We start from the raw sequence: 22,190 nt of genomic DNA, 5'->3' as shown, positions 1-22,190 counted from the left end.
AATTGACGTGCGAGACCGTTGTCAACGACTTATGTATCGATTAGTATTTAAACATTGAGCTTAACGGAGCACTGAGATGGCCACTATGGGACGGCCGCGTACGTTCGATCGTGATGCGGCCATTGAACAGGCGATGAAGATTTTCTGGCAGCACGGCTATGAGTCGACATCGTTAACACAGCTGAAGGCGGGAATTGCCGGCGGTATTTCTGCACCGAGCTTTTACGCGGCTTTTGGCTCGAAGCAGGCGCTGTTTCAGGAGTGTGTGCAGCGCTATCTGTCGACTTACGCCCAAGTGGTGGAGCCGCTGTGGGATAATAGCCTGCCGCCCCGTACCGCAATGGAGACCGCGCTGCGGCGCTCTGCAAGCATGCAGTGTGAGTCTGGCCATCCGCTGGGATGTATGGTCGGCCTGGGCGTGATGAGTGCACCTTCCGCCGAACACGCGGATGTCACGCAGCCGCTGGCGCGCTCCCGTGCCCGCACGCTGGCAGGCATGACGGCCTGCGTGCAGCGCGGCATCGACAGCGGCGAACTGCGCGCCGACACCGATGCCGCCGCCCTTGCCATCGCCCTCGACGCTTTTCTGCTGGGCGTGTCGGTGCTGGTGCGCGATGGCGTCAACGGCGCGCAAATTGATACCGCCATCGCCCACGTCATGACCGTGTGGGATGCGGCAAAATCCGTGACGGATTAAGCATCCCTGCCGTCTGGCGACGCGCGCTGAGTATTACCCCGCCGGTTTGACTTCGGTGACCAGCGTTGGCAGCTGCCATGCGCCGCCGGCGCGGATAGCACGACACATGCCGGTGGTGGCCTCGCTGCTCTGCACGAACTGGCGGCCGTCCCACACCCATGCCGCAGTGCTCCAGCAGTCACCAATGCCGCGCCCTTTCTGCGCCTCGCTGATCACGCCGTCATGATAATCAGATCCGGAATCGGTGATCAGCTGCGGCGTGCTCTGCAGCGCGTTATCCAGCAGCCAGAAACCATAGCCTTCGTTGTAAGCCCCGCGCCAGCACAGTGCGGCGATCAGCACGTGCTGCGCATCCACCGGCGTCAGCGTAGGCGGTTCTGCGCCCTCTTCCGGCTGATCGTCGGACGGCGCGAGATTGTCACAGCTGTCGTCATCGGTCAGCGAGGCAATCAGCTTTGGCTTGACCTGTGCCAGTTCGTCCGGCGTCAGCGGGCGCGGCGCGGCTTTCAGCACCTGGACCTGCTGGATCACCGGCATCGCCAGTGCCGCCGGTACGCTGGCTTCCGGCTGATTGCCCTTGCGCACCAGCGCGCCCGGCGTGTTCAGCCGGCCCTGCGCCTCGTCCATTTTCAACAGCGTGGCAAAAGCCCCGTTGCCGGAGAGCTCAAACGGCTCGGCCGCACCGCGAAACTCCACTCTGGCGCTGCCTTTGATGGCGGCGATCAGCGCCTGGGTTTGCGCGTCGCTTAGCGTCCACTCATCGTTCTCCGCTTTGCTGACTTCGCCCAGCGCGCGATCGTCAATCCACAGCGCCAGCGCATTTACCTGCTGCGCATCATCGTCGCCGGTATCGGCCAGCACCACGCGCCCGTGCGTCAGGCTGTCTGGCCCGCCGGCGCGCGTCAGCAGTACCGATCCGCCCGCGCCCTCTTCGGCGCTGTAGCCGGCGGCGCGGCAGGTCAGCGTATTATCACAAGCCAGCTCCCAGTCTTTATGGCTAAACGAGACGCCTTCGTCGGCCCACAACGGCGTGCTCAGGCTGGCGAACAGCATCAGTGCCAGCAGCAATCGGCTTTTCATGCCATCTCTCCCTAATGGTAAAGGTGGCTAGTGTGATGATTTTTGCGGCGCGGGAGAAGTGAATTTTTTGCGGCGGGTCTTATTCCATCGCTGCCTGTGGTTGTGGCTGACGCGCCATCAGGCTCAGCGCCACCAGCATTGCCAGCGCCACGGCAATCGCGCCAGCGAGATACACCGAAGCCACACCGCGGTGGGCGGCCAGCGCGCCCGCCAGCGGACTGGTGACCGCCAGCGCGATATCGAGAAACGCCACGTAAGCCCCCATCGCCAGGCTGCGGGTGTGCGGCGGTGCACGCCGCACCGCTTCCACGCCGAACGCCGGAAAGGCCAGCGAATAGCCAAAACCGGTCAGCGCCGCGCCGAGATAAACCAGCGTCGCGTCATCAGCGCCCCAAATCAGCAGCTGACCGCAGGCTTCAATCAGCACGCATACCAGCGCGACGCGCGCGCCGCCCAGCTTATCCGGCAGATGGGCAAAGAACAGGCGCGCCGCGATAAACGCCACGCCAAACGCGGTGAACGCCAGCGACGCGTTGCCCCAGGCCCTGGCCGCAAACAGCAGCGCGATAAACGCGGTGATCATGCCAAAGCCGACGCTGGCGAGCGCCAGACCCAGTCCCGGCCGCCACACCGCGCCCATGACTTTGTAGAACGGCGTGCGTTTGGTCGAGGTCGGCGCGACGGCGCGCACCTGGGTGATAAACATCAGCGGCAGCAGCGGTACCACGATGATAGCCATGGCGATGCCGGTGAAGTGCCAGCCGTGATAAATCGCCACGCCCAGCGGCGCACCCAGCGCCCAGGCGCCGTAAATCGCGATACCGATCCACGCCATCACTTTACCGGCATTGGCCGGTCCCACCAGCCCGAGTCCCCAGCCGAGCGCGCCGGTGGCCAGCAGGCTCTCGCCCAGCGCCAGCACCACACGCCCCAGCAGCAGGATGGCCACCGAGCTGGCAGGCCGATCAACGAACAGCAGCGAAATCAGGTAGATCACGCCGGAACTTGCCACCACCAACAGCCCGGCCAGTACCGCACGTTTCGCGCCGCGCATATCGGCGAAGTTGCCCGCCCACGAACGCGTCAGCAACGACGCGACAAACTGCGCGCCGATGACCGTGCCGATCGCCAGCGTATCCATGCCGAGGTTCTGCTGCAGATGCAGCGGCAGCACCGGCAGCTGCATCCCCATGGTGAGAAAAGCGATAAACACCGCCAGCGTCACCGGCAGCAAGGTGATAAATACATTATTTTTCATCGATATAATCCAGAAAAACTGCCGCGCGCAGCGGCAGCGTGATATCAGAGATGGGTGTAATAGGCAGGCGTATCGAGCTCGCTCAGCAGGTCCGGGCGGGTTGCAGACCAGTCCAGCAGCGTGCGCGTGCGCTGGCTGGAGACCGCCATGTTGCCCGCCGCCATGTTGGCGAACCAGCCAAAATGTGCCCGGTCGCGCTCGCCGCTGGGTAATCCGAGCTGGCGTCCAATCGTCTCCGCGATTGCGCGGAACGGCACCGCCTCATCGGCCACCGCGTGATAAACGCGTTCGGTGACGCCCTGCTCCAGCGCCAGCCGATAGACGCGCGCCGCATCGCGACGGTGCACGCCGGACCAGCAGTTCTCACCGCTGCCGCACCAGGCGGAAATCCCGCTCTCACGCGCCAGCCGCACCAGAATCGGCACAAAACCGTGGTCGCCGAGGCCATGTACCGACGGCGCCAGCCGCACTGTCGCCACATGCACGCCGCGCTGCGACAGCGCCTGCGCCGCCGCTTCCGACTGACGCGGTGACACCGGCTGCGGCTGATCCAGTTCCGTCGCCCCGCGCGCCATACCGGACAGGCCGGACGTCACCAGCAGCATGCGATCCGATCCGGCAATCGCCTCGCCGAGCAGCTCGATTACCTGGCGATCCTGCTCGCAGTTCTGTACGAAGCGCGAGAAATCGTGGTTGAACGCGGTATGAATGATGGCGTCCGCGGATTGCGCGGCGTCACGCAGCACGTCAGCATCTTCCAGCGAACCGCGAATAACCTGTGCGCCAGTGACGGCCAGCGCCACGGCTTTTTCCGCCGAACGCGCCAGCCCTGTCACCTGATGGCCCGCCGCGATCAACTCTTCCACCACCGCTGAACCTACCCAGCCGGTGGCCCCGGTGACAAATATCTGCATGGTCTTTTCTCCTGCACGTTAAAACGCGAGTATTTCGTCGTGTTGATATGATGCGTGCTGTGGAGCGGTGGCGCTAATCGCATCAGCAATGCAGGAGCAAGCCTTGTCGGACAAGGCCTTAGGGCATGAAGACCGCGACTTATTCGGCGAGAGTTCAGGTTTACAGCGCCGCCACAATTTGCTGGCGCAGCCATTGCTGGGCGGGATCGCGATGCAGGCGCTCGTGCCACAGCATCAGGATGTCAAACCCTTCAATCTGTAGCGGCGGTGCAAGCACGCGGAGCTGCGGCGCGTTTCGCACCAGGCGCTCCGGCAGCACGGCGACCAAATCACTGTTGGCCAGCGTGTCGAGCATAAACAGGAAATGCGGCACCGAGAGCGCGACGCGGCGCGTGCGGCCGAGCCTGGCCAGCGCGCGATCGGTGGCTGCACTGAAGCCGCCGCCATCCGGCGAAACCATCACAAACTCCAGCTGGCAAAAGCGATCCAGCGTCAGGGGTTGCTGCAGTTGCGGATGATCGCGCCGGCCGGCCAGCACGTAGCGCTCGCTGAACAAGCGGCGCTGATGCAGCGTCGGCGGCGCGTTGTCGCCGGTGTGAAACACCATATCCAGCTCGCCCTTCTCCAGCTGCTGCGCCACCTGTGGCGGATTGAGCGCGAATACCGCCATGCGGCTGCGCGGTGCCGCTTCACGAATGAGTTTCAGCGCCGGCAGGATCAGCGCCGATGACATGTAATCGGTGGCGGCAATGCACCAGGTGAGCTCCGCGCGTGCCGGATCGAACGCTGCCGGCGGTGCCACCGCGCGCTCAAGCGCTTCCAGCGCCAGACGCAGCGGCTCGCGCAGGGCCTCGGCGCGGGCGGTGGGCAGCATGCCGCGCGGACCAGGCAACAGCAGCGGATCGTCAAACAGCACCCGCAGGCGCGCCAGCTGAGCACTTACCGACGGCTGCGACAGATTGAGGCGCTGCGCCGCGCGCGTCACGTTCTGCTCCACCAGCAGCACGTCTAAGGTGTGCAGCAGATTCAAATCCAGCGCGTGCATATTCATGCTAGCTATACCTGAGATATCAGTAATTGATTTCTACTATAGCCAGCACTGGCTTAACCTGCAGCGGTTTTCATCTCACAGGATACCGCCATGAATGTTTTGATTGTGTATGCCCATCCGGAACCGCGCTCGCTGAACGGATCGCTGAAAGACTTTGCCGTGAATCATCTGCAGCAGACGGGCCATCAGGTGCAGGTGTCAGATCTGTACGCCATGCAGTGGAAAGCGCAGCTGGATGCCGCCGATACGCTGGCGCCCCCGGTGAGCGCGCATTTTGATGCCACGCTGGATTCGCGTTTCGCCTACGACAACCAGCTGCAGGCAACGGACATTGCCGCCGAGCAGGAGAAACTGCGCTGGGCCGACACGGTGATTTTCCAGTTTCCGCTGTGGTGGTTTTCGATGCCGGCAATCATGAAAGGCTGGTTTGACCGCGTGTATGCCAACGGTTTTGCCTATGGCGTCGGCGAGCACAACGATCATCACTGGGGCGACCGCTACGGCGAAGGCACGCTCGCTGGCAAGCGCGCCATGCTGGTGGTGACCACCGGCGGCTGGGAGTCGCACTACGCGCCGCGCGGCATCAACGGCCCGATAGAGGATCTGCTGTTCCCGATCCAGCACGGCATGCTGTTCTATCCCGGCTTCAGCGTGTTGCCACCGCTGGTGTTGTATCGCGTGCAGAAGTCGGCGCAGGAACGCTTTGCTGACTGGTGCGTCGCGCTGGCGCAACGACTGGATCGCTTAGCGCAGGATCAACCGATTGCCTTCCGTCGCCAGAACGGTGGTGAATATGCGATTCCGGCGCTGACGCTGTGCGAGGATCTTGCGGAAGGCGAGCGCGGATTTGGCGTGCACGTGGCGCGCTGAGCCGCAGGCCGCCAAACCGCAGCGGCGCGCTGCCGCATTATTCAAACAGCCAGCGCCCCGCCTGCGCCGACGCAATCAGCATGCCCAGCGTGAAATCCGGCACCACCGGCACTTCACGTTTGTTGAACGGGTTGAGGATTTGCGCCAGCGACGGTTCGTCCGGGTAGTAGGTTTCAATGGCGAAATTCGCGCGATCGACCGCGAACTCGCTGAAAAACTCCTCCATCAGCGCGGCGGCTTCGTCGCGCTCGAAGTTGAGATCGCTGTCGATATCAATCTGCGGCGTGAGCGTTTTCTGCTTGAACAGATACACGCCGTCATAGCGCCGCACCAGTTCATAGATACGCTGTTCGAGTTGCTCTGTCATCGTCGCTTCTTCGCCTGTGCTGATAGGATCGCAGGGCATTTTGCCATGCCTTGCCGCGAGGCAGGAGGAAAAAAATGTCAGCCGTGAATACGTATCGCAATCCTGCATAAAAATCCCGATAGCCATTGCTACCGGGACCCTTATCATTTAAGCGGCAGATAGATATCCGTCAGCAATTCGTGTTCCGCCACCTCATGCACGAAGTTGTGATAGTGGAAGAACAGCGGGAAATCGCGCAGCTCTTCACCGCTGGCCGGCAACCATTCGCTGTAGAGCGATCGCGCCAGCTCGGTCAGTGCACTGTGCGAGCCGTGATGACGCAGCACCGCGCAACGTCCGCCGGGAATGGTGCTGTTAACGACGCCAAAGGCGTTGTCTTCGTTAACCGGTGCAGTCACCGAACCGCAGAGATGATACTGAAAATCCGCGGCTGGCGTGCTGGCCGGATCGTGCGGCGCGACGCCGAACGTCTGGCTGCTGCGCACCGGCGACGCTCCGCTGCTTTTGCGCCAGGCAATAAACTGCGCCGCAGTTTCGTTGATGCGCTGCGGATCGCCGTGATGGGTGAGCATCGCCACCGGCGTGGTGGGAAACATTTTAATCTCAACTGACATACTCTCTCTCCGTTTGACGGGTGGCTGAGGCATGCGCTGATGCCAGGTAATCCACACCGGCTGCTGACGAAACTCACTCGGCGTCACGTCAAATACCTGTTTAAAGGCGCGACTGAATGATTCGGCATGCTGAAAACCGGCATCGAGCGCAATCTCAATGATTTTCTCGTGCGGATTGAATGCCAGCCGGTACGACGCCCGTTTGAGCCGCATCAACTGGATGTAACGCCCCGGCGGCATGCCGCACCAGGCGCTGAACTGGCGGTGAAAGTGGTACGGCGAAAAGTGCGCCACTTCACTCAGTTGCTCCAGCAGCAGCGCTTCATCAAGATGGCGTTCGATGTAGTCGAACACCTTGTCAAAGCGCTTGCGGTAGGTCTCACGGTGATCGTTTTTGTTTACTGGCATAGCATCCTCTCTGGGGAATGAGTATGCCCGTGTAGCTGGGAGTGGGCCTGATGGATCTTGCGGAGTTTTGAGGGAGAGTAAAGAGCGGGGAAGATTTTTGTAGGGAATGATTGGGGATGATTATGCGCTTATGCTGCGCGATTATTTGAGGGCGTAGCAGGTTCGGGATTCATGCTTTTTAGGCACTAAATAGGATAGATGAACGGTTAATGCTAAATGGTGCGAAGGCCGGACTCGAATTACTCACACAACCGACTGATGTCAATGTAATTTATAAGCATGAATAAATAGTTCTATCTTGCTTGCAGCCACAAGTTGAAATCGATATAAAAAAAGATATCACTAGTGATGTATAGAGCCGTATTAGTAGAACACCTACATAACTTTGAATGCAAAACATAGGTAGGAAAAGCTGTTTCCCTCAAGGGAAACAACTGAACATAATCACCTGAGAGAAAGGTAGTGAGCTATAATCCAAAATGGAGTCATTAGCTAGAACACATGTCAACCTTGGATGGATAACAGAATATGGAAAATAACAGAACAAACAGAGGATTTATAAAATTACGCGCTTGGTTTTTAACAATCCTTACACCTGCATTCGCATCAACTTCTATTGCAGCATTGTTTGTATGGTCGCACCTTGCGCGTATTGGACAAACAGGACTTTTTTTTGACAGCATCTCTTTTTCATCATTGTTTAGTTATCTGATGGTCTTTGCGTGTGTCAGCATGCTCCTTTTTTGCATTGTATTATTTATGCCCTCACTACTGACAGGACTCTTTATTTCCAACTATCAGGGGGAAAGTGGTTTCCGGAATGAGGTGACAGAAAACAATATCAAAATCGTTCTTCTAACCTCACTATTTTCAACATTGATATTTTTTGGCTATTTTTTTCTCATGCATACCGCAGGAAAAGAAGTTGCACAGGATGTGTCACTTCAGTTAAGTACTATTTGGCTTTGCAGCTTTATACTTTCCCTGTGGTTCAATGGCTCTATTACTTATAGACAGATAAGCACAGAGGGTAAGTGGAAGAAGATAAAAAAGGTTCTTTTCATGCATGTTTTACAACCAGTGCTCTTCTCCATTACAGCCTGCATATATATTTTCCCTCTTGAGTTATTTCTTCGTACGCTGGAGTTTCCGGACGGAACAAACGAGATCTGGCAGGCATTGACTGTTATAGCGCTATCCATTTTCCTGATTATTTTCTCACTTATTCCCGGCGTTGTTTTCCTCAGGTTAAGAACCCGCACCAGCTTGTTACATCAGGTGACGGTTACGGGTGGAATCATGGCTGGAATACTATTCATAATTTTTACGTTTGTGCATATGGTACCAGCACTGATACTAACGATGTTCCTTAAAACATCAGGAATAATGGACCTGAACCCTCATTTTTATGGGGTGCCGACTGCCTCATATCCTGCTGAATATTTTAGAGATTCAGCCTGGCAGGGCGTGCGCTCTTCAGATGAGAAATACTATTTACTTAAGGCAGTAAAAATTTATTCACTCGGAGATATACGCCTTATCTGTCCACTAAATATCATTCAATCATACCACGATAGTCTTCAATACCAACTGTTCGATACCGACTATGATAATAGCGTTCGTGGCAAACTTCAGGATGCTGTTTCTCAATGCCGTAGGGTAAAGAGTCAGGAACTGCTTACACTTGAAAAATTAGCACAGGCAGAAAACAAAAAGTAAACTAGCAAGTAATGCGCAGCGATGTCCATTCAAGAAAAAAAGTGAACATCGCCGCGATGCTGGGAGGGAATTACCCATCAATCATATGGCCAACTATGGGAAAGAGAATAGCAGGGATTTTAAATCAAGCTTTTCTCATCAGGGAAACGCAGGCCAGAAGTTTGCAAACTGTCACCAATGAAAAATGGCACAACCCATAAACGCAGTGGGTTTTCCTTTTGATGGCTGAATTCATAGGGATGAGGTAACGGCTGACTAAAACCCTCATGCGAAGGATAAATCAGCAGCATATCCCCTATTCCCTCCTGATAGTTCACACCGTAGGCCAGCATCTGGTAAAGGTCAGCCTGCGACTGTTCGAGTGTCGCCTTTCCTCCCTCCACCATTTTCCATTTAACGTCACAAATCATCACCTGCTCCTCATACTCCCCACGAAGTTGTAGATAGATATCGGGCCTAAGCTTAAATACTCCTTTACCATTGAGACGAACCAAGGTATGCGAATCTACCTGTGCCTTCACATGCCAGTTATCGTTATAACGATGACGCATCCATGCAGTCACAAAAGATTCAAAAACAGCCTCCATTGGGAAAAGCAGTGAAATAGCGTTAGCATCACCCTGCATACAGTGAGGCGACTGCCCCAGAAGAATATGCTTCGCCCATGCCAACGCATGTTCATAATGGTTCATATGCCGGTCGAGATGAATCTGGTCGAAGGCAACACTGACATCACCAACAGGTGTAATGTCGTCAAAATACATCTTCAAGGGGTTGAGCTGCAGGAGTAGTTGAGGATTGCTGACTTGGCGATAGATTTTATCAATCGCAGTTTTGAGTATCCGGTTTTCAGTACGATCGGCGCTGTATTCATCAAACTCCACCTGAAAACGACCCCGACGCACGCAGTTTTTGCTTAGCTGCGCTGAGACCCTTAACTTTCCTTTCATCCAGGGGAGATTTTCCTGCTGGCGTATATAGTCGCACGTGAGGCCCTTCCTCACAATCTGCTGCAAACTATCGATAAACTGCTGAATAAAAATATCCATCAGCGGCATCTTCGAGGTTCTGACACTGGATTCGGACGTGGCGATATGACGAAAGGATTTTAGCGTACGCAGCATCATCAAAAGCTGCTGGCGTGCGGTGTCAACGTTATCATCATGCCGCCCGGTTTTAGGCAACACTTCGATAAACGCATTTCCCGGAAGAGAGATAACGCCAGCATAGTTTCTTACCTGCAGCGTTTTCACGCCACGTTGACTACGCAGGGTGAGCAGACGATGGGTATTATCCGCGTCATCCCTCAGGCAGCGCTGTTCAAGCCACTCGAACAGATGTGCAGGCAGTGCGAGCGCATAATTTACGCGCCCGCTGTCTTTGTCATTGACCAGATATCCATATTCAAAGACTGTAAAACTCTGCCGCGATCTCATTCCCTCGGCTCCGCATCCTCTTTATATGGAACATAGATTTGTTGCCAAGCCAGCGGATTATCCCAAACCTCATCTTCTTCAGGAGTAAGCTGGAAGCTGGCACCGATCTCATGCAGTTCATCGGTCCCGCTCAGACCAAAGAGGTCGGCAAACTGTTTCTGGTCTTTTGCCTCACGCACAAACTGAAGGTGTGATTTGTTATCCTTTTGGTTATCACCCAGCACCATACGGATTTTTTGCCAGTCGTTGTAGAAATATTCTTCCAGCAGCGGCAGCACCTTGTTTCGCATGATCCGTTTGAGTCGCTCAAATGCCAGGTCCTCATCATCCTTCGCCTGAACAACCGGGATGAAAAAGGCATGGCCCAGGCTATGCTCACGGTCATACAGCACCTGGATACGATCATTCAGGGTCTGTAGCAGACGTTTCAGGTCGATACCTTTAACAACGGTGTCTTTCAGAACATCGGTGTCAGGTAGCATGGCCTGAAACTCGAATCGACGACGCAGGGCAGTGTCCAGTGCGGTAAGCGAACGATCGGCGGTATTCATGGTGCCAATCAGATAGAGGTTGTTCGGTACGCTAAACGGGTCATGGGAATAAGGCAGCATCACACTCAACGCCTCTGGCTCTCCGGCACGTTTAGAAGTCTCTATTAAGGTGATCAGTTCACCGAATATTTTGGAGATATTGCCACGATTAATCTCATCAATAATCAGGACGTAGTTTTGCCGCATTTCCGGTTCCGCCTCCTCTGAGTGTGCAGGAATTTTTTCCTTTTCAATCAGGTAATTAAGGATACTTCTCACATAGGACGGGTTGTGTACTTTTATCTGCGGGTCTTGGTACATGAGACGGATATCTTTAAGGTAAGCATTGTAACCCTTCCCTAAATCCGCTTTTTTCGATTGCGACGGGAAAATGCCAAAGCAGGTCTTGAGTTTGTAAGCAAGCTGGAAGGCCTTACCATGCTGCGTTTTCAGGGTAATATTCCCCTCTTCAGCCAGACGCTCTTGCAGACGGATTAGCGCATCATCAAGCTTCTGCTGAACCCCGGCGTGTCCAAAAGTGGCATCTTCACAAATTTGCTTAAAAATGCCCGGTTTGATTTCGTAGCTAACGTCGCCATCTTCGGTGGTTTCGGCTCTTAGTCCCTCGATAAACTCTTCATAGCCAAAACTCTGATGGAAGGTAATAAAACGAACTCGTTTTTCAGCAACCAGACGATCATAAATCGTTTTCAGCTCGCGACGCCTTTCGCTTTCATCTTTACCCAACTGCTGGGAATAAGCTGCAGGATCGCAAGCGCGGACAGCTAGATCGATAGTACGGTACGTTTTACCGGTGCCTGGAGGGCCGTATAGGATCGTATTTTTGGGCAGTTGTGGGGTGGCAATCTCCTCTTCCTGATCGTCCTCGGCCACATCAGCCTCGCTGCCAATAGAGGCAATATCATTCTTCTTCGGGATCACCTGCTCGTAGAGATGCCAGAGTGACATATTCAGTTCAATAGGGTCGACATCATCCCCCAGCGCCTGGTGCAAGGTTTGTTTCAGTACCAGATTGCTGACGAACCACGCCTGCCCTTGAGGGAGACCTAGATGAAAATAGTTATTACAGTAGTTATAACTGCTGAAAAAGTTGCTGATATTCACGATGCTGGTAATTTGCGACGGGTAGAACGCAGCAAAAGCACGATGGCAAAGCGCCCGGTAGACCTTTTTCAATACTCCGTTTATCTTCAGTTGAATCAAGCGCTCAATCACCCGTTCATAACTCTCCTGCGTGCATCCTTTAGCAATCTGCCGAGTAAGATCGAGCAACTCGTCCTGCGCATTTTCGAATTCAAACAGAGACATGCCACCCTGCCTGAGGCTAGTGATACCATTGCTGCGTTCGTACCAAATCTGCCGGATCGTATCCGCCGAGAAATTGGGTTTTTCGGCCTGGATCTGCTCTACTAACTGGTGATAGGGCTTTCCCCAACTTGGGTTGTATTGATTATTTTTTGCAATATGAGAACGAAAGAAAGGGGCTAATGCAGCGAAATCCTGAACCATCACTTACTCCGTGTGTAGGGCATTTGAGAAATGGGACATTCACATCTTATCGGATTAATCTTAATTCAACCACTATCTGTCATAGGAATCAAAAGAACTTATTAGATATTTTTCATTAAATTCAGAACTTTAGTCAAAGAAACGCTCAATTCGATATCCAACGACTTTAAAATTACTGCTATTGTCCCAGCATCCCCGAATAGTTCTTCGCAATAATTTCATTCATCCTTTCAATCAACTACAGACATTTTAATGTTAAATGAGCCGTACTATTCTGAAAGTAACGCATTCTAAAAAATCCATCTTCGTAAAGGTTCTTAGCCGGATTATCTCTAATATGCTCCATCAACCAGGTGGAGATATCACTCAGGTTGTCAGGCATGGGTTTGCCATCCAGCAGAAACAGCATTCTCTCCAGGTCCGCCAGTTGATCCAGTCGCCAACACCAGTTAAGACTTAAGCCCCAGTGACCCTGACCCCGAATATGATCTATGCATAATCAGGAATAACCGGCTTCAGGTTGGTTGCTTATTCTGGCAACCGGCAGATTTTTCGGCGAATTAGGATGGGGTCATCCAGCCCAGTGCAGAATGGGGACGACTCTGGTTATAGTGTATGTGCCAGGCCTCGATTTCGCACCGGGCAGCCAGTTTCACACAATGCGGTTTTGACTGAATACGGGAAATGCGGACGCCATGCAGATTTCGAGGATGTGGGAAGCCGCACACCACGCAAGAGCAAAAGCCGCATCCTCTTTAATAACGGCGCACCACTTGAGCACATTACAAACTTACTGGGCCAGGCCAACCCCGCCGCCTCCCTGTTTTATATCGGATTCACGCAAAAGACTGCGGATACACTATCGGAGGAGTTTTCTCTCGGTGAGGAATGGTAATGATGATGGAACGCATAGTGGCACTAAGAAAATTTATAGCCCTGCTGGGAGAACCATTTATAGGAAGAAAAATAATGCTCACAGATAAACTGGCAACGAATCCTTTCGAAGCCAGTTAATATTATGCTAATCATTATGCAATGATAATGGTATTTTTTTAATTATCTGTATCTTCTTCATGATAGACGCGATTTAAAAAATCATCATACTTGTCTGGCAGTAAAGCAACCTCACCCCACCCTAACTCAGGTGTAATGAAACCCAATCCAGCCCCATGAACTTTACTGTAAAATATTGCGATGCGACCAACATTTCTATCGTTCAAAAAACCTCGCCCCTCAGCTGTGTCGTTTGTTATTCTTATACGAAAATCACGATATAGCGTGCTATTGTCAATCCTTAGCCAAATATTAGAGTGCCCTTTAAATTTCTCAACCCTGAAAACCGAACCAAATAAAAATCGAGGTTCATCACATTTTTCTCTAAGTTCATTTATATTTTTTAGAGAGTCACAAAACCTATATCTTTTAGCTCTTCCATCTTCGTCTAAAAGATATATTTCACGATAATAATTGTGAATGAAGTTTGCACACAAAGACTGGATACTGGTTATCTGACTTGGGACGCGGAAAGATTCACCATTATGGCGAGCTATTGGAAGAGAAACTTCTTTTCCATCCTCTCTCTCAAAATGAGAGTCGATAGGTACTTCATCCCCTCCAAAATCGGCCCTTGGATTATTTTCAGGACGGGTCTGGAGAAAGCCGCTGATAACTATTAGTTCTTCATCTTCAATGGCCTTTTTTGCATCTTCTTGTGTAGCATATTTTTTATATTGTATTGAACCGCATCGTAAACTACATGGTGGTGCATCGTCATCTTTAAGATGTTTATAATATGCAGGAACTTCGTTAGATGTCATTTCCTTTTCAGGATCTGCTGGTACTCGTGTAAGATGCTCATAACAAGAAGGACAAAAAAGGAATCCTTTCATATGAGACAAATAAGCCAGAGGTTCAACGGTATTTCTTTTTAGAGCAGCGAGTGAGTGCGAAAGTTTCACCCACTCTGGATCATAATATGCGTATGCAATTCTTCTAATAGCCATCTTAAACTCCGTGTGTAGTATCAATCGAAATAAAACACTCAGAGCACTTGATAAACTCCTGAGTGTTTTTCCCTGATAAAAAAATCTTACTATTATTTTAGCTTTATAGAGACGACATTTTCTTTGTCAGAAAAGATCTCAGATTTCGAAATTTTTGTTATAGTGACAAAATCAGCATCAGGCAACCCTGACATCTCGTAAAGTTCACCTTTAGAAATTATATTATTTTCATCAAGAAGATGAGCAAGTCTATTGATTAACTTAGGCTCTTCATGCTTGATAATGTCATCCAAAGGCTCTTTTTTACGGTAAGGTGCTAGTTGTCTGAAAACATACTCTTTTTGATTGTCATTTATCAGATGCAAGCTCGATGCTCGCATAGTGATTGCTCCTATCGAAACTCCCCAACGTTCTTTTAACTTTATTAATCCCTGCAAATTTGGTGAGAAAAACTCATTGCCAAATGTGGAAGCAGGAAGCAAGAAGCAAGAAGCAAAGTAATCCGCTTGTTTCTCCACTTTCTTGAAAAGCTCTTTATCGTCAAGATAATCGTCCTGAACCGAACGGTGCAATATCAAATGTCCCAATTCATGAGCAATAGTAAATCTCAACCGCACTGCCGTACTATTTTTATCAGCAACGATGACTGGCCCGGAGTTAGTCCAAAATGAAAAGGCATCCACCCTATCTCCGGCATGAATATTTGAGACAACAACACCTTTATTTTCAAGAAGTTGAGTAAGGTTTTTAATCGGACCATCACCCAATCCCCAATATCTACGGGTTTGCGTTGCGATATGCTCAAGATCGCTTGGCGTGAGCATTTCAAAATCATCAATATCAATAGGCGGTAATTTCAATTCAGGCAAAATTGCATATTGAAGCAGATTAGAGAGTATACCTGACACCCATCTTCCCTTCGTTGTGCCCATCAAGCGTTCCTTTTTACTTGCAGAAGCGCGACTACGAAAATGGACAGCACCTTTAATACTGGGTGAAGACTCGGCAGCTAAAAAGAAAGCCTCAGGGAAACTCAATACCCTTGAAATCTGATTTAATGTCTCATGGGATGGGTTTTTCAGTCCTTTCTCAAACGCAGAAATAGCTTGCCGAGAGATCTCAAGCAAACGCGCAAGGTCAGCCATAGTTAACCCTTTAGCCTCCCTTGCCTCGGTAAGACGTTCAGGATTGATTAATTTGTCACGATTCTGCGAAATAAGCGGGCTTACATTCATTTTTGTTTTCTTAGCAATTCATCGACCCTAAGGGCGATTTTTTCATCAAGTTCATCTTCAATAGTTTCTTCCTCAACTTCATAAGAAGAAACCAACTCTAATGGTTCAGCATACAGCACAGCACGCAAATCTGGAGTAGGAATGGTCAAACTTATCGCCCCCAAGGAACTACCAACGCCATCATGTAATAGATAAACGTGACCACCTACACTTAGAAGCGCATTATCGCTGTCTTCGAATCCTTCAAAAAGATCGTAATTCATGCTTTGTGCATATGCAGCTCGGTAGCGAGCCTTACGCGGTAATTGTCCCGGTCCGTTAACATGGTGAGCCGTGAGAGTCCAGTTGTTAGACTTAATCGATAAGTGTCGGCAGTTACGGGCTGCATTTGGTGCGGCGTGAAAATCCAACCCAAGATTGATAGCTGTTTTTTCCAGTAATGCTTCACAATAGAACCAGCGAAGATACGGTTGTGCCTCACGAGAAAACACACCAAATTCGCGGCTACGCTCGGCAGACATCAGGTAAGCCTGAGATATAGAACGAGTCATGGAACTACGATGATTTACATCAAAGGCGGTCATTAATACTGTTCGATAATTGCTCATAACGGCTTACCTTGGTAAAATCTTGTCAACCATATTTACGAAAAACATAAATTTTGTCAACCGTGAAAATTAGATTGAACCACAATTGGTAGGTAAAGATTTGTGCGGGAGGCACATTTACGAGACCAAAAACTTTGGTAGAGCATTAGCAATCCCCTTTTAGTCATCTACGGTTAGATGAATTTGCTGGCTTCTGCCACCAATTTTAACTCCGCTTCTTCTGACTTCTTCTGTTCAAGGCAGGCTTTACCTTCCGGTGTTGCAATAAACTTACGAGCGTGAATTTTACGGTTGTTGCGTTTGGTTACTGCTGCATTCTTCACCATGATTGCCGCTAGGTCGGCCCGCTGCTGGCCCACAAAGGCAGGCTACAGAAATTCGCAGTGACAAATTTAGATACTAAAATACCCTACCAAATGATGCCGAAGGCAATAAGTGACTTTTACGTGCCGTGTTGGGCACATAAGGAGAGGCGGTGCGAAGCGACATCAGCAAGTATGATCCCTTCGCGAGAATGATGACGCCTTATCATGGCTTCTTATCAGGTAGCCTCTGTGATCCGATGGCTGAAACTGTGGCAGAGCCGGATTCTTTCCCGCTCTGGTTAGTCTTCCCAACATTAAGCCTGTTTATTCGCTGCAACGTCATCTCGACGTGTTGCATCATGGAGCACCACACGAAGCGCGAGCCACATTGACAAGGGTTATGGGAAAAGGATTAGAGACGCTGGCGGCGTCTTCCGGCTTCAAAGGAAAAGCGCAACGGATAGACCAGTGACATAAAATTAAGTCCTCAACTCTGACCGTTCACATTTTGTACAGGGTTGAGCAAGGAAACTACTTGCCGCTGCGTGATAACATCTCAAAAGCCACTACCAAACATGGCGGCAATCGTTGGTGATATTATTCAACCAAAAAACACAGGCAGGAAAGGTAGAGTAATTTGAGTCACCCTTTGCTTATAAAGGGTTTTTTCTTTATTGGTGCCGAAGGCCGGACTCGAACCGGCACGTATTTCTACGGTTGATTTTGAATCAACTGCGTCTACCGATTTCGCCACTTCGGCACTGAAGAGGATGCGGAAAACGTGGGCGATTATACCGTTACGCGCTTGCGGCGCAACCGGAATCGATGGGGATGTGCGCTAAGCGTCGAAAAAAGCAGCGCTGCCAAAAACGCTGCGTAAAACCCCAGCAATCGCCTCCGGAACACTCCCAAACTCGCGCGCGGCGGCCACTTCTCCGGAACTTTCTGCCGCCGCATGCCTCTTAACCACAACTGACGCAGTCAGACGTATAAGCACAACGAGGTTGAGATGAAAAAAGCAACACAACGATTAGTTTGGGGATGGGGTATCGCGGCGGCTCTGGTGGCCGGTAGCGCATCGGCGGCGAGCTGGCAGGATCAGCTGAGCAGCGCCGCATCGCAGCTGTCGCAGCAGAACAGCGGCAACACCGCCACCAGCAGCACGCAGAACGGCGGGCTGTCGCTCTCTTCGCTCAGCGGCCTGCTGAACGGCGGCGATAAAGCGGTGAGCGCCAACAGCATGACCAACGCCGCCGGGGTGATGGAATATTGCGTGCAGCACAACGTGGTGGATAACAACGTGAAGTCAGTGAAGGATCAGGTGCTGAGCAAGCTGGGCCTGAGCAGCACCACGGCGCAGCAGCAGAAAACCGATTACCAGCAGGGGATTCAGGGCCTGCTGAACACCGGCAACGGCCAGCAGCTGAATCTGCAGAGCCTGAGCAACTCGCCGATGGGTGAGAAGCTGAAAACCAAAGCCTGTGATGTAGTGCTGAAGCAGGGCAAAAAATACATCGGCATGTGATTCCTTCGCGCAGGTTCAGAGGCCGCCTTCCTGCCGTCTGAATCGCCGCTCACCTTATGCCAGCCGGCGCGGGCTGTCCCCCGCGCCCTCTTCTCCTCACGTTGCCGCTATATCGCCAGCAACGCCCGCGTCGCATTCGCCACGCGCGCCAGCAGCGCCCTCGCCTGTTCAAACGACTGAATATTGGTGTAGCCAATCACCAGGCCATAGCGCTTTTGCGTCTGCGCGTACCAGCCCGACAGCGGCCGCACGTACAACGCCTGCTGCGCCCACAGCGTCGCCAGCGCCACGTCCTGCGTGCCGCGCCGCAGAAACGCCACGATGTGCATACCGCCGTCGGTCAGCTCAAAGGTAAACAGCCCCGGAAAGCTGGCTTCGATGGCCTCCAGCATCATGCGGCGGCGCTGCTGATACAGGATGCGCATCTTCTTAATGTGGCGATAAAAATGCCCTTCGCTGAGGAACTGCGCGAGGATCTTCTGCGGCAGCAGCGGCAGGCCGGTTTCCAGAATCTCGCCCAGCTCGCCGAACTGCGCCAGCGTCTGCTGCGGCATCACCAGATAGCCGATGCGCATCGCCGGCATCATGGTTTTGCTGAAGGTGCCGGTGTAGATCACCCGGTCGTGCACATCCAGGCTTTTCAGCGCCGGAATCACCTTACGCGTGTAGTGAAATTCGCCGTCGTAATCATCCTCAATAATCCAGCTGTCATGCTGCTGCGCCCACGCCAGCAGCTGATGCTTGCGCGGCAGCGACAGGCTGACCGCCAGCGGGCTCTGGTGCGTTGGCGTTACCACCGCAAAGCGCGCGTCGGCGTGATAGCGCAGCAGATAATCCACGTCGACGCCCTGCCCATCCACCGGCACATAGTGCAGGTTGGGTGCGATGCGCTTCAGCAGCTGCTGGCCGAAGAAGTAGCCGGGATCTTCGAACAGCACTTTGTCTCCCGGCTGCGCCAGCACCGCCAGAATCAGCCGCAGGTTGGCGCGGTAACCGCTGGTGATGAAGATCTGCTCCGGCTGGCAGTTGAGGCCGCGCGAAATGTTCAGGTAGCTGGCGATGGCCGCCCGCAGCGGCGCATATCCCATCACCGGCGGTATCATCATCTCGTCCGGCCGCAGGCTGCGCGCCGCTTTCGCCGACATCAGCCGCCACTTCTTGTGCGGAAACTCGTCCAGCGCCGGGATGCCGAGCCGCAGCTCGCCTTTGCCCTCGGTCACCGGCAGCAGCGCGGGCGTCGTCGCCGGTGCGCGCGTTGGCGTGGCTGCGCTCGCCAGCTTCAGCTGCGGATTGACGCGCGTGCCCTTCGCGCCCTGGCTGACAAAATAGCCTTCACCGATGAGGATTTCATAGGCGGCCTCCACCGTTTTGCGCGCCACCTGCAGTTCGCCCGCCAGCATGCGGATCGCCGGTACGCGATCGCCCGGCCGGAGCTGTCCGGCAAGAATCTGCTGCCGGAAGCGCTGGTAAATCTCTTTGTAACCCACGCGTCACTCCTTTCTCAGCCACTGCGCTATGTCCTACCTGTTTTCACGCGTAATGGCCCTGTTCGCTCAGACATAGCAGTTTAAGATGCAGGCATTCCCCCCGCAATACGGATGACAGCCATGAAGATTGTGCATTACGCCACCGCAGAACAACTCGCGCGCTGCTACCCGCTGATGCGTGCGCTGCGCGGGCGGCTGGCGGATGAGGCGCAGTTTATCGCCCAGGCGCAGCGTCAGCAGGCGCAGGGTTATCGCCTCGCCGGTATCGAACATCAGGGACAGCCAGCGGTGCTGGCCGGTTATCGCCTGCTGGAGAATTTTATCCACGGCAGCTTCTGCTACGTCGATGACCTGGTGAGCGATCCAGCGCTGCGCGGTCAGGGCTTCGGCGCCGCGCTGCTCGACGGCTTAGCGGTGCTGGCGCGTGAGTACGGCTGTAGCCGCATGGTGCTGGATACCGCAATCAGTAATACCCGGGCGCAGGCGTTTTATCAGCGCTGCGGCTATCAGGCGCTCGGCCTGCATTTTTATCGCTCTATCGTATGAGGAATCACTGCATGAATGTGCTGCACATTAAAGTCAGCCCGGATCTGACGGGATCGGCGTCGCGCATCGCCTCGGCGCGTCTGATCGAAAAGCTGCGCAGCCGCCATCACGATCTGCATGAGACGGTGCTGGATCTGGCGCAACAGCCGCTGCCGCATCTGGATGCCTTTACCATCAGGGCTTTTTTTACCCCACCGGAGGCGCGTGATGAAGCGCAGCGTGACGCCATTCGCACTTCGGAACAACTGGTGGATCAGCTGTTTGCCTGCGACACCCTGGTTATCTCATCGCCGATGTGGAACCTCGGGCTGCCGTCGGTGCTGAAAGCCTGGTTCGACCATATTACCCGCGCCGGCCGTACCTTCGCCTTTACGCCTGAAGGCACCAAAGTCGGGCTGGTGAGCGACAAGAAAGTTTACTGCGTGATGGCCAGCGGCAGCGTGTTTGCCCACGGGCCCTTTATGCAGGATGACCAGTTCACGCCGTACGTGCGCGCGGCGCTGGCGTACATCGGTATCAGCGATGTGCAGTTTATCCGCGTCGACGGCACGCACGATCCGCTCAGCCGTGCCCGCGCGTTACCCGAAGCACTCGAAACCATTGAACGTCTGTTCTGACGGAGGAAAATCATGACTCAACGCGTTAACCATTTCAAAACCACCCCGGCGCTGGCCAAAGCGATGTCGGATTTGTCGAACAGCGTCGCCAGCGCGTCGCTGGAGAAGTCGCTCAGGCATCTGGTGGATATCCGCGCCTCGCAGCTCAACCATTGCGCGTTCTGCCTCGATATGCACATCAAGCAGGCGGCGATTGACGGCGAGCACGAGCTGCGGCTGCACCATGTGGCGATCTGGCGTGAATCGCCGCTGTTCAGCGCGCGGGAGAAAACCGCCTTTGCCCTGACCGAAGCGCTGACGCGCATTGGCGAGCACGGCGTTGACGAGGCGCTGTACGGCGAGCTGCGCGCGCACTTCTCCGAGGTGGAGATCAGCGAGCTGACCTTTAAGATCGCGGTGATCAATACCTGGAACCGGCTGATGATCCTGTCGCAGATGGCACCCGGCGCGCTCGACAGCGCTTACGGGCTGGATCGTGCTGATTTGCGGTAATTTTTATCGCCAGTGGCTGCGGCTGCTGGCGATAGCATGTTTTTCTGCGCGCCCTGACGCTATAGTGAAGTTTTGCACCACACAGGACACCGCGCATGAAAGGCATCAACATTGCGATTTACTTCGATCCCGACCTGATTCGCATCTGCGTTCACCAGCCGGATGACAGCTACCTCAGCCAGACGTTTCATTACGCCGACAGCGTGATTGAGGAGATTTATCAATGGCTGGAGCAGTTCACGCCGGGTCGCACCCACATTTGCCTGATTGAGCACGACACCGCCGATATCCTCGCCGATGAGCTGGTGGACAACGGTTATCACGTGCATCAGGTGAGCCAGCATGCGCTGCTTAGCTGGTTCGCCAGTGAACCGCCCGCCACGCCGGACGGCTCGCCGGTGCGCGCGCTGCTGCGCTATCTGGAGAACGAGAAGCCGGCAGAGTATCAATCACGCACGCCGCAGATTGAAGCGCTGATGGAGTTGCTGGATGAGCTGGACGATCTGGAAGGCGTAGAGAGCGAGGAAGATGAGGATAACCTGCCGGATAACGTGCTGCGCCTGATGAAGCAGAAGAAAATCAGCGCCAGCGACGCCGCCCAGCGCCTGTTGCCAGACGTGAATGAACGCATTCGCGAGCATCTGATTCATTATCCCGAGCTGATGACGCCGGATCTGCTGGAAGATTTTTTCCCCGAGCTGCTGGAAGCGATGGAAACGCCGAAGCATTGATGCTTTACGCCGCGACAGGGAATGCAGATGACTGATTCTGCCCCCGTTAATCGCACATTCTGTAGCGGCGCGATTTTTCGCGCGCCCTGGACAGCCGCATCGCTGTCTGATGCGCAATAAATTGCGCCGCTACGGGTTGGGTGCAATAAGAGCGCGTCTGAATGCTT

22 protein-coding genes, 1 tRNA gene and 1 pseudogene are annotated in these 22,190 nt (G+C 53.5%); 8 read left to right on the top strand and 16 right to left on the bottom strand.

The genetic code is table 11. The annotated features are described in order from the left end of the window. Nucleotides 1-76 precede the first annotated feature (76 nt). Nucleotides 77-697, top strand: a complete 621-nt coding sequence (locus AC6I8P_RS03125) for a TetR/AcrR family transcriptional regulator (protein ID WP_421039808.1) — start codon at nucleotides 77-79, stop codon at nucleotides 695-697. 33 nt (nucleotides 698-730) lie between these two features. Here AC6I8P_RS03125 and AC6I8P_RS03120 read toward each other — a convergent pair whose 3' ends face one another. From AC6I8P_RS03120 to AC6I8P_RS03105, 4 genes are all read right to left on the bottom strand, one after another. After that, nucleotides 731-1,777 (bottom strand): DUF1176 domain-containing protein, encoded by a 1,047-nt coding sequence (locus AC6I8P_RS03120; protein WP_421039809.1) that lies wholly within the window; start codon nucleotides 1,775-1,777, stop codon nucleotides 731-733. Between the two features lie 79 nt (nucleotides 1,778-1,856). Continuing rightward, complete coding sequence (locus AC6I8P_RS03115; protein WP_058771424.1) at nucleotides 1,857-3,035, bottom strand: arabinose transporter; 1,179 nt, start codon at nucleotides 3,033-3,035, stop codon at nucleotides 1,857-1,859. A 44-nt stretch (nucleotides 3,036-3,079) separates the two neighbouring features. Beyond that, nucleotides 3,080-3,949: an SDR family oxidoreductase gene (locus AC6I8P_RS03110; protein ID WP_058776425.1), complete on the bottom strand. Its 870-nt coding sequence runs from the start codon at nucleotides 3,947-3,949 to the stop codon at nucleotides 3,080-3,082. A 160-nt stretch (nucleotides 3,950-4,109) separates the two neighbouring features. Further along, the gene (locus tag AC6I8P_RS03105; RefSeq protein ID WP_498030961.1) at nucleotides 4,110-5,000 is read right to left on the bottom strand and encodes a LysR family transcriptional regulator; all 891 of its coding nucleotides are present in this window, start codon (nucleotides 4,998-5,000) and stop codon (nucleotides 4,110-4,112) included. 90 nt (nucleotides 5,001-5,090) lie between these two features. On the opposite strand from AC6I8P_RS03105, the gene AC6I8P_RS03100 reads away from it, so the two are divergent. After that, complete coding sequence (locus AC6I8P_RS03100; protein ID WP_498030960.1) at nucleotides 5,091-5,870, top strand: NAD(P)H-dependent oxidoreductase; 780 nt, start codon at nucleotides 5,091-5,093, stop codon at nucleotides 5,868-5,870. A 37-nt stretch (nucleotides 5,871-5,907) separates the two neighbouring features. Here AC6I8P_RS03100 and AC6I8P_RS03095 read toward each other — a convergent pair whose 3' ends face one another. Both AC6I8P_RS03095 and AC6I8P_RS03090 read right to left on the bottom strand, forming a co-directional pair. Beyond that, on the bottom strand, nucleotides 5,908-6,237 hold the full coding sequence (locus tag AC6I8P_RS03095) for a DUF1493 family protein (RefSeq protein ID WP_058757234.1): 330 nt from the start codon (nucleotides 6,235-6,237) through the stop codon (nucleotides 5,908-5,910). Between the two features lie 143 nt (nucleotides 6,238-6,380). Next, nucleotides 6,381-7,259 carry an AraC family transcriptional regulator gene (locus AC6I8P_RS03090; protein WP_498030959.1) on the bottom strand — a complete coding sequence of 293 codons (879 nt, stop codon included), beginning with the start codon at nucleotides 7,257-7,259 and terminating at the stop codon, nucleotides 6,381-6,383. Nucleotides 7,260-7,787: 528 nt separating this feature from the next. Between AC6I8P_RS03090 and AC6I8P_RS03085 the strand changes: the two genes are divergently transcribed. Then, nucleotides 7,788-8,978, top strand: coding sequence for a hypothetical protein (locus AC6I8P_RS03085; RefSeq protein ID WP_481657343.1), 1,191 nt, complete (start codon nucleotides 7,788-7,790; stop codon nucleotides 8,976-8,978). A 119-nt stretch (nucleotides 8,979-9,097) separates the two neighbouring features. Here AC6I8P_RS03085 and AC6I8P_RS03080 read toward each other — a convergent pair whose 3' ends face one another. The 9 genes and pseudogenes from AC6I8P_RS03080 to AC6I8P_RS03040 form a co-directional block, all read right to left on the bottom strand. Further along, entirely contained in the window at nucleotides 9,098-10,414 is a 1,317-nt protein-coding gene (locus AC6I8P_RS03080; protein ID WP_481657342.1) for an McrC family protein, read from the bottom strand. Further along, entirely contained in the window at nucleotides 10,411-12,474 is a 2,064-nt protein-coding gene (locus AC6I8P_RS03075; RefSeq protein ID WP_481657341.1) for an McrB family protein, read from the bottom strand. The genes AC6I8P_RS03080 and AC6I8P_RS03075 overlap by 4 nt, the downstream gene beginning before the upstream one ends. Nucleotides 12,475-12,712: 238 nt before the next feature. After that, nucleotides 12,713-12,967: pseudogene (locus AC6I8P_RS03070) on the bottom strand (DUF4942 domain-containing protein); the annotation flags it as partial. A 67-nt stretch (nucleotides 12,968-13,034) separates the two neighbouring features. Continuing rightward, nucleotides 13,035-13,130 (bottom strand): integrase core domain-containing protein, encoded by a 96-nt coding sequence (locus tag AC6I8P_RS03065; RefSeq protein WP_481657340.1) that lies wholly within the window; start codon nucleotides 13,128-13,130, stop codon nucleotides 13,035-13,037. 396 nt (nucleotides 13,131-13,526) lie between these two features. Beyond that, nucleotides 13,527-14,477 (bottom strand): hypothetical protein, encoded by a 951-nt coding sequence (locus tag AC6I8P_RS03060; protein ID WP_481657339.1) that lies wholly within the window; start codon nucleotides 14,475-14,477, stop codon nucleotides 13,527-13,529. Between the two features lie 92 nt (nucleotides 14,478-14,569). After that, on the bottom strand, nucleotides 14,570-15,712 hold the full coding sequence (locus AC6I8P_RS03055; RefSeq protein WP_481657338.1) for a helix-turn-helix domain-containing protein: 1,143 nt from the start codon (nucleotides 15,710-15,712) through the stop codon (nucleotides 14,570-14,572). Continuing rightward, nucleotides 15,709-16,320, bottom strand: a complete 612-nt coding sequence (locus AC6I8P_RS03050; protein WP_481657337.1) for a hypothetical protein — start codon at nucleotides 16,318-16,320, stop codon at nucleotides 15,709-15,711. The genes AC6I8P_RS03055 and AC6I8P_RS03050 overlap by 4 nt, the downstream gene beginning before the upstream one ends. Nucleotides 16,321-16,493: 173 nt before the next feature. Then, entirely contained in the window at nucleotides 16,494-16,646 is a 153-nt protein-coding gene (locus AC6I8P_RS03045) for a hypothetical protein (RefSeq protein ID WP_481657336.1), read from the bottom strand. Nucleotides 16,647-17,300: 654 nt separating this feature from the next. After that, nucleotides 17,301-17,385: transfer RNA gene (locus AC6I8P_RS03040), tRNA-Leu, on the bottom strand. Between the two features lie 249 nt (nucleotides 17,386-17,634). Between AC6I8P_RS03040 and AC6I8P_RS03035 the strand changes: the two genes are divergently transcribed. Further along, nucleotides 17,635-18,150 carry a YjjA family protein gene (locus tag AC6I8P_RS03035; protein ID WP_211727374.1) on the top strand — a complete coding sequence of 172 codons (516 nt, stop codon included), beginning with the start codon at nucleotides 17,635-17,637 and terminating at the stop codon, nucleotides 18,148-18,150. 107 nt (nucleotides 18,151-18,257) lie between these two features. Here the strand turns inward: AC6I8P_RS03035 and pdxR are convergent, their stop codons facing one another. Further along, the gene (pdxR, locus tag AC6I8P_RS03030) at nucleotides 18,258-19,637 is read right to left on the bottom strand and encodes a MocR-like pyridoxine biosynthesis transcription factor PdxR (RefSeq protein WP_498030958.1); all 1,380 of its coding nucleotides are present in this window, start codon (nucleotides 19,635-19,637) and stop codon (nucleotides 18,258-18,260) included. Between the two features lie 120 nt (nucleotides 19,638-19,757). On the opposite strand from pdxR, the gene AC6I8P_RS03025 reads away from it, so the two are divergent. The 4 genes from AC6I8P_RS03025 (at nucleotide 19,758) to AC6I8P_RS03010 (ending at nucleotide 22,023) form a co-directional block, all read left to right on the top strand. Next, a complete protein-coding gene (locus AC6I8P_RS03025; protein WP_021314487.1) occupies nucleotides 19,758-20,183 on the top strand; it encodes a GNAT family N-acetyltransferase in 426 nt (141 codons plus the stop codon). Between the two features lie 11 nt (nucleotides 20,184-20,194). Further along, entirely contained in the window at nucleotides 20,195-20,800 is a 606-nt protein-coding gene (locus tag AC6I8P_RS03020) for an FMN-dependent NADH-azoreductase (RefSeq protein ID WP_498030957.1), read from the top strand. Between the two features lie 12 nt (nucleotides 20,801-20,812). Next, nucleotides 20,813-21,292 (top strand): carboxymuconolactone decarboxylase family protein, encoded by a 480-nt coding sequence (locus AC6I8P_RS03015; protein ID WP_021506730.1) that lies wholly within the window; start codon nucleotides 20,813-20,815, stop codon nucleotides 21,290-21,292. A gap of 95 nt (nucleotides 21,293-21,387) precedes the next feature. Further along, nucleotides 21,388-22,023, top strand: a complete 636-nt coding sequence (locus AC6I8P_RS03010; protein ID WP_021506729.1) for a hypothetical protein — start codon at nucleotides 21,388-21,390, stop codon at nucleotides 22,021-22,023. Nucleotides 22,024-22,190: the final 167 nt, after the last annotated feature.

Source organism: gamma proteobacterium symbiont of Lampromicra miyakona (assembly GCF_059730895.1).
This window is presented reverse-complemented; position numbering and strand designations above follow the sequence as displayed.